The sequence below is a fragment of the Flavobacterium sp. GW823-FHT06G12 genome (assembly GCF_058794775.1).
This window is the reverse complement of record NZ_JBXAHE010000002.1, coordinates 629,547-643,954: the sequence shown is the minus strand read 5'-3', so window position 1 is coordinate 643,954 and position 14,408 is coordinate 629,547. Positions and strand designations below refer to the sequence as shown.

Annotated in this window: 10 protein-coding genes; 6 read left to right on the top strand and 4 right to left on the bottom strand. The window is 33.6% G+C overall.

The features are described 5' to 3' along the window. Nucleotides 1-5 precede the first annotated feature (5 nt). The 3 genes from AC1Q5Z_RS09700 to dusB all read left to right on the top strand — a co-directional run bounded on the left by AC1Q5Z_RS09700 (nucleotide 6) and on the right by dusB (nucleotide 4,115). Nucleotides 6-1,670, top strand: coding sequence for a C45 family autoproteolytic acyltransferase/hydrolase (locus AC1Q5Z_RS09700; RefSeq protein ID WP_492444537.1), 1,665 nt, complete (start codon nucleotides 6-8; stop codon nucleotides 1,668-1,670). Then, nucleotides 1,667-2,959, top strand: coding sequence for a flexirubin biosynthesis putative acyl-CoA ligase FlxY (gene flxY / locus AC1Q5Z_RS09695; RefSeq protein WP_492444535.1), 1,293 nt, complete (start codon nucleotides 1,667-1,669; stop codon nucleotides 2,957-2,959). Before AC1Q5Z_RS09700 ends, flxY begins: the two co-directional genes overlap by 4 nt. A gap of 163 nt (nucleotides 2,960-3,122) precedes the next feature. After that, nucleotides 3,123-4,115, top strand: coding sequence for a tRNA dihydrouridine synthase DusB (gene dusB / locus AC1Q5Z_RS09690; RefSeq protein WP_281634404.1), 993 nt, complete (start codon nucleotides 3,123-3,125; stop codon nucleotides 4,113-4,115). 148 nt (nucleotides 4,116-4,263) lie between these two features. Here the strand turns inward: dusB and AC1Q5Z_RS09685 are convergent, their stop codons facing one another. From AC1Q5Z_RS09685 to rbfA, 3 genes are all read right to left on the bottom strand, one after another. After that, on the bottom strand, nucleotides 4,264-5,691 hold the full coding sequence (locus AC1Q5Z_RS09685) for an MATE family efflux transporter (RefSeq protein ID WP_492444533.1): 1,428 nt from the start codon (nucleotides 5,689-5,691) through the stop codon (nucleotides 4,264-4,266). A gap of 168 nt (nucleotides 5,692-5,859) precedes the next feature. Beyond that, nucleotides 5,860-7,059, bottom strand: a complete 1,200-nt coding sequence (locus AC1Q5Z_RS09680) for an ABC transporter permease (RefSeq protein ID WP_198855019.1) — start codon at nucleotides 7,057-7,059, stop codon at nucleotides 5,860-5,862. 1 nt (nucleotide 7,060) lies between these two features. Beyond that, nucleotides 7,061-7,453 carry a 30S ribosome-binding factor RbfA gene (rbfA, locus tag AC1Q5Z_RS09675; protein WP_095930618.1) on the bottom strand — a complete coding sequence of 131 codons (393 nt, stop codon included), beginning with the start codon at nucleotides 7,451-7,453 and terminating at the stop codon, nucleotides 7,061-7,063. A 229-nt stretch (nucleotides 7,454-7,682) separates the two neighbouring features. Between rbfA and AC1Q5Z_RS09670 the strand changes: the two genes are divergently transcribed. The 3 genes from AC1Q5Z_RS09670 (at nucleotide 7,683) to AC1Q5Z_RS09660 (ending at nucleotide 13,068) form a co-directional block, all read left to right on the top strand. Beyond that, nucleotides 7,683-8,102 (top strand): CBS domain-containing protein, encoded by a 420-nt coding sequence (locus tag AC1Q5Z_RS09670; RefSeq protein ID WP_198855020.1) that lies wholly within the window; start codon nucleotides 7,683-7,685, stop codon nucleotides 8,100-8,102. Nucleotides 8,103-8,478: 376 nt separating this feature from the next. Next, nucleotides 8,479-11,469 (top strand): SusC/RagA family TonB-linked outer membrane protein, encoded by a 2,991-nt coding sequence (locus tag AC1Q5Z_RS09665; protein WP_492444530.1) that lies wholly within the window; start codon nucleotides 8,479-8,481, stop codon nucleotides 11,467-11,469. Between the two features lie 18 nt (nucleotides 11,470-11,487). Beyond that, nucleotides 11,488-13,068 carry a RagB/SusD family nutrient uptake outer membrane protein gene (locus tag AC1Q5Z_RS09660; protein WP_492444528.1) on the top strand — a complete coding sequence of 527 codons (1,581 nt, stop codon included), beginning with the start codon at nucleotides 11,488-11,490 and terminating at the stop codon, nucleotides 13,066-13,068. A 67-nt stretch (nucleotides 13,069-13,135) separates the two neighbouring features. On the opposite strand, the gene AC1Q5Z_RS09655 is transcribed toward AC1Q5Z_RS09660, so the two are convergent. Next, nucleotides 13,136-14,392, bottom strand: a complete 1,257-nt coding sequence (locus AC1Q5Z_RS09655) for a murein hydrolase activator EnvC family protein (RefSeq protein ID WP_198855023.1) — start codon at nucleotides 14,390-14,392, stop codon at nucleotides 13,136-13,138. Nucleotides 14,393-14,408: the final 16 nt, after the last annotated feature.

Below are 14,408 nucleotides of genomic sequence, written 5' to 3'. Positions count from 1 at the left end.
TCATTATGAAAAACCGAATCTTATATATCTTCTTCCTCGGTTTTTTTAGTTTGCTGACTTCCTGCGGTACTTCAAAATCAAAAAAACACCGACCTGATCTTACCGGTTTAAATGATACAAAACCTGTTGTCACCAAATTATCTGATAGTATTTTTATTTCTGGAAAAAACTCCCTTTTAAAAAACAAACAAGGTCTTTGGGAATTATATGTAGAAGGCGATCCGCTCGAAATTGGACTTTCAACTGGTGCTTTGACAGATTCACTTTTACACAAACAGCAACGCATTTTTTTCTCTAAAATAACCGATTTAATTCCGTCAAAATTCCAGCAGAAAATGCTTCGTCAGTTTTTAAAATGGTACAATCGAAAATTGTATCTGAATGTTCCTGACGAATATCAAACGGAGATTTACGGTGTTTCTCAATATACTTCGAACGACTTTGATAATATCGCACCGCAATATCAGCGCGGTTTGTACTTACATGCTGCACATGATATTGGACACGCTTTACAGGATTTGGCTTTAGTGGGCTGTTCTTCTTTTGCGGCTTGGAACGAAAAATCAGAAGATGGAAATTTAATTCTGGCTCGAAATTTTGATTTTTATGTCAATGACGCTTTCGCGGAAAATAAAATCGCAGCCTTCATTAAACCAAAAGAAGGATATCCGTTTATGATGGTAACTTGGCCAGGAATGATCGGTGCTGTTTCTGGAATGAATTACGAAGGATTGACTGTAACGATAAATGCATCAAAATCTAAAATTCCACTTAGCGCTAAAACTCCGATTTCTATTTTAACTCGCGAAATTTTACAGCATGCCAAAAATCTAGATGAAGCTATTGTTATTGCAAAAAAAAGAAAAGTCTTTGTTTCTGAATCAATTATGGTTGGAAGCGCCAATGATAACAAAGCTATTTTAATTGAAGTTTCTCCAGATAAAATGGACGTTTATGATGTTCCAAACAGCGATCAATTAATTTGTTCCAATCATTTTCAAGGAGAAGCTTTCAAAGAAGATAAACGAAATCTGGAACAAATTGCCAACAGTCATTCTGAATATCGTTACGAAAGAATGCAGGAATTACTGTCTGAAAACCCAAAAGTAAATCCTGAGATTGCATCAGAAATTCTTCGAGATAAAGAAGGCTTAAAAAATATTTCTTTAGGATATGGAAATGAAAAAGCACTCAATCAATTGTTGGCGCATCACGGAATTATCTTTAAACCAAAAGAAAAATTAGTCTGGGTTTCGGCAAATCCGTTTCAATTGGGCGAATTTGTTTGTTATGATTTGACTTCAATTTTTAGCGAAAATAGAAATGAAACAAAATCGTTTCAAAAAGAAAATCTGAATATTGCCAAAGATCCTTTCTTGGAAACAGTTGCCTTTCAGAATTTTAAAAAGTTCAAAATTGAAGATCATAAAATAGATTCTATTTTAGAAAAAAAAGAAACTGTTTCTATAGAGTCTCTCCAGAATTATCAAGCATTAAACCCTAATTATTGGGTTGTATATTATAAGACAGGATTGTACTTTTACCAAAAAAAGGAATTTCTACAAGCAAAGCTGAATTTTGAAAAAGCTTTGAGTCACGAGATCACTACAGTTCCTGATAAAGAAAAAATTGAAAAATATTTAAAAAAAGTCAAAAGAAAATTACAATGATTCCAGCAATAGAAAAAGATTCTTTAGAAGAAATTAAAATTTTTCAAGAAAAAAAATTAGCCGAACTTTTAGCATACATCAGCGAAAATTCTCCTTTTTACAAAAGACTTTTTGCAGGACAAAATATTGACATTTCGAAAGTTAAAACACTGGAAGATTTACAGCATTTACCTGTTACCACCAAAGAAGATTTACAGCAATATAATGATGATTTCTTGTGCGTTCCACAACATAAAATTATTGATTACGCTTCGACCTCAGGAACTTTAGGAGATCCCGTTACTTTTGGTTTAACCGATTCTGACTTAGATCGTTTGGCTTATAATGAAGCAATTTCATTTGCCTGCGCCGGAATTGCAGAAGGAGATGTTGTTCAATTGATGACGACAATTGACCGAAAATTTATGGCTGGTTTGGCTTATTTTTTAGGTCTTAGAAAATTGAAAGTGGGCGTAATTCGAGTTGGTGCAGGAATTCCAGAAATGCAGTGGGATTCTATTTTAAAGTACAATCCGAGTTATTTGATTACGGTTCCTTCTTTCCTTTTGAAATTAATTGAATATGCCGAAATTCACGGAATCGATTATAATAATTCGAGCATAAAAGGTGCTATTTGTATTGGGGAATCTTTGAGAGAACAGGATTTTTCAATGAATATTTTATCCAAAAAAATCACTGATAAATGGAATATTAAGTTGTTTTCGACTTATGCTTCTACCGAAATGAGCACTGCTTTTACAGAATGTGAACACGGAAAAGGCGGACACCATCATCCAGAATTGATCATTGTAGAAGTTTTAGACGAAAATAATCAGCCTGTAAAAAATGGTGAAACTGGAGAACTTACTTTTACTACTTTAGGAATTGAAGCCATGCCGCTATTGCGTTTTAAAACTGGAGATATGGTTCAGTTTCATGATGAACCTTGCGCTTGTGGCAGAAATACTTTACGTGTTGGTCCAGTTGTTGGACGCAAAAAACAAATGATTAAATATAAAGGGACAACGCTTTATCCGCCAGCGATGAACGATGTTTTGAGCAGTTTTGATAATATCGAAAATCATTTGATCGAAATCTCTACCAACGATTTGGGAACAGATGAAATCTTGATTAAAATTGCTGTGAAAAACCAAACTCCAGAATTTTTGCAAGAAATAAAAGATCACTTTAGAGCAAAATTGAGAGTGACTCCAAAAATAGAATTTGCTTCAAAAGAAGTTTTGAATCCATTGGTTTTTAATCCAATGAGCCGAAAACCAATTCGTTTTTTTGATTACAGAAACATATAAAAATTTTCCACCATGTTAAGTGATATAAGTTCATTTAAAAAGATTGAGCATAACAATACTCTAATTAAATGAACTTATATCACTTATATGGTTTAATTTCAGCTTCTTAAATGTTTTGCTGTGAATTAAACTAAATGTTGTAATTTTGCAAAAAATTACGAAGATGGTCAAGATTGGCAACATAGAATTACCCGAATTTCCTTTATTACTCGCACCGATGGAAGATGTTAGTGATCCGCCGTTTCGCAGATTATGCAAAACGCATGGTGCTGACATGATGTATTCTGAATTTATTTCATCGGAAGGATTAATTCGTGACGCTATAAAAAGCCGCATGAAGCTGGATATTTTTGATTACGAACGTCCTGTTGGAATTCAGATTTTTGGTGGTGATGAAGAAGCGATGGAAATGTCATCTAAAATCGTTTCTACTGTAAAACCAGATTTAGTGGATATCAATTTTGGATGTCCAGTAAAAAAAGTGGTTTGTCGTGGTGCTGGAGCAGGAGTTTTAAAAGATGTTGATTTGATGGTACGTTTAACGAAAGCGGTTATCAAAGGAACTGATTTGCCTGTTACGGTAAAAACACGTTTAGGCTGGGATGATAATTCAATTAATATTGATGAAGTTGCTGAAAGACTTCAGGATATTGGTGTTCAAGCTTTAACTATTCATGCTAGAACCCGAGCTCAAATGTACAAAGGCCATTCTGACTGGTCACATATTGCACGTGTAAAAAACAACCCAAGAATTACAATGCCAATTTTCGGAAATGGCGATATCGACAGTCCAGAAAAAGCATTAAAATATAAAAACGAGTACGGAATTGACGGTATCATGATTGGCCGTGCGGCGATTGGTTATCCGTGGATTTTCAACGAAATCAAACACTATTTCAAGACAGGCGAACACTTACCTGCTCCAACGGTTATTGATCGTGTTGAAGCGGCTAGAAATCATTTAATGTGGTCTATGGAATGGAAAGGCGAGCGCTTAGGAATTGTTGAAATGCGACGTCATTATACCAATTATTTTAAAGGAATTCATTCGTTTAAAGAATTCAAACAAAAACTGGTTACAACTGATGCTCCTGAAGATTTATTCGCTATTATGAAAGAGATTGAAGAGGTTTATGCTGGATATGAGTTTGTTTAAAATCTCATAACAAAAGTCTAATCTTTGTCGAGCTTCTTTGTGGAGATTTCTCCTTCGTCGAAATGACAAAAAATACGCAAAGATTAACTTTGACAAAAAATATTGATACAAAAAAAGACCTTCAAAATTTGAAGGTCTTTTTTGTTTATTAAACTTGAACTCGTTTCCACTTTCCCCTTTTATAGAAAAATATCCCTGCTAAAGTGATTGCGGTTTCAGCAACAGGAATAGCAATAAAAACTCCTGTTGGTCCCATATTAAAATGCTTGGCTAAAACAAAAGCAAGCGGAATTTGAAATAGCCAAAATCCGAAAAAGTTAATTCCTGTTGGTGTCCAAGTATCTCCTGCTCCATTGAAAGTATTGATTAAAACCATTCCGATTCCGTAGAAAATAAATCCGATGCTCATAATCTGCAATGCTTCAATTGCAATAGTTTTTACTTGTTCGTCATTTGTGAAAAACGAAATAATATATTGCCCGAAAACCAAAGTAATAATCATAATCGTAGCCATGAAAATTACATTGTATCGTGCTGTTGTATAAACCGATTTTTCGGCGCGCTCAATTTGTTTTGCTCCTAAGTTTTGTCCGACCAAAGTTGCAGCGGCATTACTTAATCCCCAAGCTGGAAGTATGAAAAACATCATAATTCTTAAAGCGGTTTGATAACCTGCAGAACCGTGATCGCCTCCAGTTGTCGCGACTAATTGTGCTAAGAAAATCCAACTGCAAGATGCTATTACAAATTGCAGAATTCCTGGTGCTGCAATTTTTACTAAAGCTCGTATCTGTTTAAAATCGGGAGCGAAATACGATACTTTGATTTTTAAAATTCCATTTCCAAAAAATAAATGATAAACCTGATACAAAACTCCAATACTTCTTCCGATAGTAGTTGCTAAAGCTGCGCCAACTAGTCCGAAAGCAGGAATTGGTCCGAAACCATTAATTAGAACTGGACATAAAATAATATTACAAATATTTGCAATCCAAAGGCTTTTCATTGCAATGGCGGCATTTCCAGCTCCGCGGAAAATTCCGTTAATTAGAAATAAAAGCATGATACACAAGCTAGAACCAATCATAATCTGAGTAAAACGGAAACCATGTTCGGCCGATTCTACAGAAGAACCCATTAAAATTAAAATATCTTTTGCGTATATAATTCCTAAAATGCTCATTATACTATTAATTGCAAATGCAATGATAATGGCTTGCATTCCCGCTTTAGCTGCAGCGACAGGATCTTTTTCGCCAATACGTCGTGCGACTACTGCTGTCGCGGCCATACTCATTCCGATGGCAAGCGAATATATTACTGTTAACACAGATTCGGTTAATCCAACGGTCTGTATGGCAAAACTGCTATGTTCTAAATGTCCTACGAAATATAAATCAACTAGAGCAAAAACCGATTCCATCATCATTTCCAAAACCATCGGAATGGCCAATAGAATTACGGCTTTTTTTATACTTCCAGAAGTATAATCAAAAGATTCGTCGCCTTTTAAGGCTTGTTTTAAAGTGGTAAAAATTTTGGAAATAAAACTTTCCTTTATAGATGTTTCTGTCATGATATTTTAGGATAAATGATAAAATTGGTTCAGATGTATAAATCTGAACTAAAAAAGTAAAAACGTAAGTATCCTAATTATTCTAAAAATAAAATAGGATTAGGCAGAAACAATCATATGCTGTAGTTTTTAAGGCCGTAAATATACTTAATATTTCTTAAGTAGTTATTAGTCAAGTAGTTTTTTACTCACTCGACTGCTTGCAATTAGTGAAGCAACAAAACCAAGAGAAATAATCGTTGTCATTACAATTAGAACATTTTCTACTGTAAAGACAACTGGGTAAGCCAAAGTTGGTGTAATCATAATAAGATCAAACTTCTGCTGCAATATTACGAGGATTATCCCTAAAGCAAGTCCTATTAAACCACCAAAAACACTTAATAAGGTTCCTTGAAGCAAAAATATTTTTCGAAGCCCATTGATGTCTGTTCCTAAATTGAAAAGGGTTTTAAGATTTCCTTTCTTTTCTAAAATCATCATAATTAAGGCTCCAATCAAATTAAAAAGCGCCACAATGATAACTAATGTAAAAATAAGATAAACGGCAATGTTTTCGGTATTTAGCATTCTATACAAAGACTCATTCAGTTGTGCTCTATTTTTTAAAGTAACTTTATTTTTAAAAATAGAATTAAGCTGTTTTTTTATTGCGTCTTCATCTGCGTTTTCTTTTAATTTAAATTCAATTCCAGAAATCTGATTGGGTTTGTACATTAACAATTCCTGTACTAAACTTAAATCTGCGAATACATATTTTGAATCTAAGTCTTCACTGATAGAATAAATTCCAACAGGTAAAACATCTGTTTTTGTGAAAGCTTCTTCGGGGTTTTCGATTGCTCCTTTTCCTGGTTTTGGTGCAAAAATCTGAAGCGGATTTTCAAAATCAAGAATTCCCATTGAAAAATTTTGAGCTAATCCATAACCAATTACAACCTGAAAACTATCTGGTTTAAGCCATTGGCCATTAAAGAGTTTTTTCTTAATATCATTGACAACGGGGTAAATGCTGTCAACTCCTTTTAAGTAAGTAACTTGCTGTTTGTCTTTAAATAGAAACAAAACACGTTCTTCTATTATTTTGGTGTAAGAAGCAACACCATTGATTTTCTTAATCTGATTTTCCTGATCTGGTGCAAATAAAAAAGATTTTCCGTAGGTACTTGTCAATTTTAAATCCGGATCAATTTCGTTTGTAAACGAAAGACTGAAAACCTTTAATCCGCTAAAAACAGATAAAACCACAAACAAAGCCATTGTACCAACAATGATTCCCATGCTGGCAATTCGGTTGATAATATTTATAGCATTGTTTTTACTGCTGCTAAAAATATAACGTTTGGCTATGTATAAAGGGAAATTCAAATTACGACTTTCTTCTTTTCTCTAAAAGATCACGATTTTCAATTGGGTTTTCTTTTCCAGCAAGTGCATTGTCGATTTTCTCTATATAATCTAAAGAGTCATCAATAAAGAATACCAAATTCGGAACGCGACGTAATTGTAAACGTACACGTTGCGACAAATCATGTTTGATTAAAGTTGTATTGGTTTTGATTGCTTCTAAAGTTTCTTTGGCTTTTTCTTGCGGAAAAATGCTTAGATAAACTGTTGCCACAGACAAATCTGTAGTTACACTCACTTTGGATACAGAAATTACCAAGTTTGTAATTCCGTTTTTTCTCACTTCACCTTGCAAAATGTCAACCAGATCTTTCTGAATAACACCGCCTATTTTTTTCTGTCTATTTGTTTCCATACTGCAAAAATACTACTTTTTAAATTCAATACTCACAATTTACACTCAACTAAAAGAATGAATTTAGTATTGTTTTCGCATAAAACTAAATTTAAATAAAATTCCTTATTCTCTTTTATCATTTTCTTATAAAAAATCTAACTTGAGTTCATGTCTCAAAACTGATATATATCATTATTTTCTTCAGAAATAATTTACATATTTGGTATAAATCTAACACTATCAAATTATGAAAAAGAGAGAACCACTAAGTCATATAATGACTAAAAGCGTTATTACAGTAAATCAAAATGACGATTTAAAAAAGGTTGTTGAAAAACTAAAGGCCAACTCAATTCGTCATATTCCGGTTGTAAACGGTAAAGAAGTTGTCGGAATCATTAGTCGTACGGATATTAATCGTTTAACTTTTGGAGCATTATTTGATGGACAAGATGGAGCTGATGAAGCTATTTTAGAAATGCTAACTATTTCGCAGGTTATGACTTCTAAACCCAAAACTGTTTCATCTGATACTATAATAAGAGATTTAGCCGAAATTTTTGTGAAAGAAGAATTTCATGCTCTTCCAGTTGTAGACAATGGAGAATTGAAAGGAATTGTTACTACAACAGATGTTTTGAAATATTTCTTAGAACAATACGATTAAAAATTCAATCTAATAAATTTTACTAAAAGGCGACAGAAGTTATTTTTGTCGCCTTTTATTTTGCAATTTTTCATTTTTCTCCTAAAAACAAATTATCGGTTATTTTACATTTTAACAATGATATAAGCAAAAAAACACATCTATTTTTAAATATTAAATAATTTTATTATTGATAAAATATTAACTTTTTTTTGATAAAAATAAAACCAATACTAGATAAGTTAAAAACCACTAAATCAGTCATTCAAAAGAAAAAATAGCTTTAAAATTTTAAAACAAAAGTTATTTCATTCATAATTAACAGGATAGAGCAGGATACAAAGAGTTTCGGTTATAAATAAGTTTAAACAACTTTACTAACCGAAAACTTTTACTTATGAAAAACAAAATTAGACATTTGATAATTTTGGTCTTTTCCATTTTTGTGCACTTGACCAGTTTTGCACAAACCAAAATGGTTACAGGAATAATAACTGATTCAGGCGGAATTCCCATTCCAGGAGCGAATATTGTCGTAAAGGGATCGCAAACGAATACTACCTCTGACTTTGATGGAAAATATTCAATAAGCGTCAATACCGGAAACGTCTTAATTTTTAGTTCTACTGGTTCTAAAACAATTGAAAAAACAGTTGAACAATCTTCTATCATCAACATTACTTTAACTGACGAAGTTTCTGAACTTAAGGAGGTAGTTGTTGTGGGTTACGGAACGATGAAAAAAAGCGATTTAACCGGTTCGATCGCACAAATTAAGGGTGATGTTCTAAATACCGTTACAAGTTCAAATCCGTTAGAGGCTGTTCAAGGAAGAGCAGCTGGTGTAGCAGTTCTTAACAATGATTCTTCTCCAGGTTCTTCTCCGAAAATAAGAATTCGCGGAAACGGATCTGTGAGTGCTGGTAATGATCCTTTAATTGTTGTTGATGGTTTTCCGTTGGTAAACAGCAATTTAAATGACATTAGTTCTAACGACATCGAATCTATGGAAATTCTTAAAGATGCTTCTTCGGCTGCTATTTACGGATCAAGAGGTGCAAATGGTGTTATCCTTATTACAACAAAAAGAGGAAAACAAGGACAAAACAATTTAGAAATTGTTGGTACACAAGGAATCTCCACTCCTACTCGACTGCCTAAAACTTTAAATAGAGATAGTTTTATCAGTTTTATAAACAACGCTTATACGTATTCTACAGGAAAGCCGGTTTATTCTGCTACAAATCCTGCTCCAAACATCAATACAGATTGGCAAGACGAAATAATTCAGAATATGGCGCTTATGCAAAACTATTCTTTGTCTTTTAGCGGTGGAAAAGAAAATACAACTTACCTTCTTTCTGGAAACATCTTTTCGCAAGACGGAATTGTAGAAGCTTCTGGTTTTAAAAAATTGACTGTTAGAACTAACTTAAATCACGAATACAAACCTTGGCTTACCGTTGGAACACATTTACAGGTTGGCCGCTCCCAGAGAGATATTCGAGATAATCCAACTGGAGATATCTTTCGATACGGATGGCCAACCATACCTGTAAAAAATCCAGATGGAAGCTGGTATTATGCTACAGAAGATCCTGCCGTAAGTTCTTATTTTGAAGGAACTTGGAATCCTGTTTCGGAGGCATCAGAAATGACAAACGAAATTTCTACAGATCGTATTCTTGGAGATGTGTATGCGCATTTTAAACTTGCAAAAAATTTAACCTTTAAAACCAATTATGGTGTCGATATTTCTAATGAAAAACAATATGAATACTACACTTCTAAATCTACAGCTGGAATTGGGTCTGGAAGCACAGGAACTGGTGGACAATATTATAGAAGACAAAGTTCTCAACTTACTGATAATATTTTAAGCTATTCTAACATCTGGAAAGATAAACACAGTCTTACTGCAACAGCAGTTTATTCATGGCAAGAATATGTTTATGAAGATTTGGGCGTTAAAGGATCTGGTTTTCAAAATGATGCTACAGGAGCAAATGATATTACGTACGCCGACAGAGGAAGTATAACCAATTCTTCTAACAAATATTCGAGCAAATTAATTTCTTGGACAGCAAGGACTTCATATGCTTATAATGAAAAATATCTTATTACATTAACAGGACGTTATGATGGATCATCTCGTTTTGGAACCAACAATAAATGGGGATTTTTCCCTTCTTTGGGATTGGGCTGGAATGTTGATAAAGAAAACTTTCTTAAAAACAGTAATGTCATTTCTGCTTTAAAGCTTAGAGCGAGTTATGGTGTTACCGGTAATCAGGAAATTGGAAATTATCAATCTCTTTCTAAACTTGTTAAAGCAAATTATGTTTACGAGAATAATCCAATTTTAGGATTTGTAGAGACAATTGGAAATCCAGATCTAAAATGGGAGCGTAACATTCAGTACAATGCCGGTATCGATTTAAGTTTATGGAAAAGATTTGATTTGAATTTAGATTTTTATCAGAGACAAACTTCAGATCTTTTATACAACGTTCCTATTCCTACAACTTCTGGTTATTCTAGTATGCTTCAGAATATTGGCGAAGTCAAAAACGTTGGTATTGAAGTCACTGCAAGAGTAAAAGTAATAGATTCTGATTTTAAATGGGAGATAGGCGGTAATATTTCTAAAAACAAAAATGAAATTGTGAGCCTTTATGGAGATGTAAGCCGCATAAATGTTGGGAGTTCTTCTGCGGGAATTGCTAAATATCTAATTGTAGGACAGCCTGTAAATAGTGTTTGGGCGAGAGAATCTGCTGGTATTATTAAAACTCAGGAACAATTAACAGCTTATCAGCAAATACGTCCTACTGCGCAACTTGGAGAAGAAATGTATGTGGACAAAAACAACGATAAAATCATCAACAATGATGATTATGTAAATATCGGAACAACTTCGCCCGATTTCTTTTACGGGATATCAACTAATCTAAGTTATAAAAACCTGACATTAGATATTTACGGACAAGGTGCAACAGGTCTGGCTTCTGATGAGGATAATAACTATATGATTTATGGAGAAAATCAAATTCAGAACAGAAATTATATTCCTACTCAGTATGCTTATGACAGAATGTGGAGCCCAGAAAACCCTTCTGGAAATTTCCCTAGAGCTGGTGCAAAAGATGTATATCTATCAAATAGAACAAATGGTGACTGGAATTATTTTGTAGTTAAAAATATAAAACTAGCCTACAATTTATCTAAGGTAATCAAAAACGCTGATTGGGTAAAACAATTAAACGTGTATGTGAATGCGCAAAACTTTATCAATATTGCAAATCACAGAGGATATAATCCTGAAAGCGGAAATGTAACATCTCCATACGTAAAAACAATGCTTATTGGATTTACTGCTAAATTTTAATTCTAAAAATCAATACTCATGAAAATTCTAAAATATATCTTTTCAGGTTGTGCAATACTATTTTTTTCACAGTGCACTGATTTAGCAGAAGAACCTTATACTTTCCTGTCTCCAAGCAATTATTATAAAAATGCTGACGAATTGAATACTGCATTGGTTGGTGTTTATGATGGCTATCAAAATGGATTTAATGGTTATTACAAATATATCATGTACTTGGAAGTCTTAACTGAATTTGGTTCTCCCGCGTACGCTAAAGATGATGCACAACTCTGGAATGTTTGGTCAGACATGAACAATGCTGATAAAATGGTAATTACAAATTGGGACGATGCCTACAACATTATAAATAGAGCAAATCTAGTTATTGGCAGAGGTGCAGATGTTGAAATGGACGAAACTCTAAAAAAGCGATATTTTGCAGAGGCTCGTTTTATAAGAGCCGCAACATACTACAATCTAGTACGCATGTACGGAGGTGTTTCGATTCCTGAAACTTTTACAGAAGGATTAAAAAACCTTGCAATTCCACGAAAAACAACAGAGGAAACTTATGCCTACATTATTTCCGATCTAGAATATGCCGAAGAAAATTTGCCTCTAAAATCTAATTATCCAAGCGATAATATTTGGAGAGCTTCAAAAGGAGCTGCACAAGCTTTGCTTGGAGATTTATATCTTACTCGAGGCAGTATGACTGGAGACAGAACTTTTTTTCAAAAGTCTAAAGATTACACTGCAAAAGTTATTCAATCGGGTCAATATGATTTGCAGCCCGACTTTAAAGATCTATGGTTTTGGTGGAACATCAACAATAAAAATGGAATTGAATCTGTGTTTGAATTACAGTTTGGAGGTGTCGAAAATGAATACAACAACAACCACGTAATGTTTGGTGTAAACATAACCGAAACAACATTGGGTTGCTATATGTATCATCGATTTGGTCCTTCAATACAGCATTATCTTTCATATGGTGATAATGATGCTAGAAAAGAAGGCAGTTTTTTAACGAAGGTAAATGTTACTGAAAAAGGAAATCCAAGTCATATTTTACAAACCATCGAATTTGTTCCAGCCGACAAAGGTTTCTTTCCTGGGTCTAAAGGATGGAAAACAGCTTCGCCAGGAAATCTGAAATTTTATGACCGAACCGAAAGTTCGGCCACACTAAAAAAACCTCAAGCAAATTCTTATGCTATTCGTTATGCCGATGTATTGCTAGATTATGCTGAAGCAGAAAATGAAATTAACGGTCCTGCTGCAGCTTATGCATACGTAAATAGAGTGCGAAATAGAGCTAAGCTTCCAGATCTAACTCCAGGTTTAAGTAAAGAACAATTTGCTGATGCCATTTACAAAGAAAGAGGATGGGAATTTGTTGGAGAAGGGTTATTATTTTTTGACGAATTAAGAACCAATCGAATTGGAAAAAACGTTGCCGATCATGTTAAATATGGAAATGATAACGGAATTAATATGTACGTAAACAATCCTTTGCAATTTGTTCCTTCCAAAAATTTCTTATTCAAAATTCCACGATATGATTTAGATTCTAATCCTGCTCTAGTTCAAAATCCTGATAACGTAAGTAATTAAAAACAAAAAATCCTTTCTATCTTTAGCGATAGAAAGGATTTTTTTTAGGTTTAAATCTAGAATAAGATTATCTGCTTTGCAGCCATCCTTCTGGATTATTATTTGATGTATTTTGTAGAATCAAGAATTTGATGATTGTTTTTCCTGTATCACCACTTGTTCTAACTTTTCCAATATTTTGTTTAATCGTCACTTTATCACCCTGACTAACAGAAACTGAACTTAAATTTTGATATACCGTGAAAAAGTCTCCGTGCTGAATTACAACTGCTTTATTCACTGGCGATAAAACGATAACCTTAGAAACTTCTCCCGCAAATACTGCTCTCGCGTTTGCACCGTCTTCTGTTGTAATCTCAACTCCAGAATTATGAACTGTAATTGAAGGGTGCAATGGGTGTGGCTGATCTCCATAGCCAAGAGAAATAAATCCTTTCTCTACAGGCCAAGGCAATCTTCCTCTGTTTGCTTTAAAATCTGCTGCCAGAACTTTATCTTCAGGAGTCATGACAATTTTAGAAGAAGAAACTGGAGCCGTTTTTGTTTCGGTCGAACCTGGATTTGCTTTTGCTCTTTCTGCAGCTGCTTTTCTGTTTGCTTCCGCAATAGCTTCACGAATTAAACGGTCAATTTGTTTATCAATACGCTTAGATTCATTTTGTTTTGATCGAATATCAGCAGCAATTTTATTTTTATCTTTTTTAAGGGCATTAACTAATTTTTGCTGTTCTTTTTTCTCTACTTCAAGCGTAATTTTTTCTTTTTGATTCTCGGCTATAATCTTCTTTTTTACCTGTCTTTGTCCATCAAGTTTTGCGTTAAAATCAACTAACTGAGCTGTTTTTGACTGAATTTCAAGACCTTGATTTTTTCTAAAAGTAGTATATTGTTTTAAATATTGTGCCCTTTTGTAAGCTTGCAAGAAACTTTCAGATGATAAAATAAACATCGCACGGCTTTGTTCAGATCGGCTTTTGTATGATTTTAAAATCATTTCTGCATAATCCTCCTTTAGAACTTTTAGTTCTTTTTTAAGTTTATTTACCTGAACCTGATTAATATACATGTCATTACTAATCAGTTTTTCTTGTTTTGCCGTAGTATTAATTAATTTCTCTTTTAGCTTAATTTTATTCGCCTGAATTAAATATTCATTTACAGCAGATTTCTCTTGTTTTCGAACAGACTGAAGCATCTTTTCGTTATCTCTGATTTCCTGCTGAATTTGAGCTTTACGCTGCTCCAGTTTTTCTTGCTGAGAATCTTGCGCCCATACAAATGTAGTGGCACAAACTAAAACTAGACTTAGGAGAAATTTTGGCATGTTTATCTTTTTATTT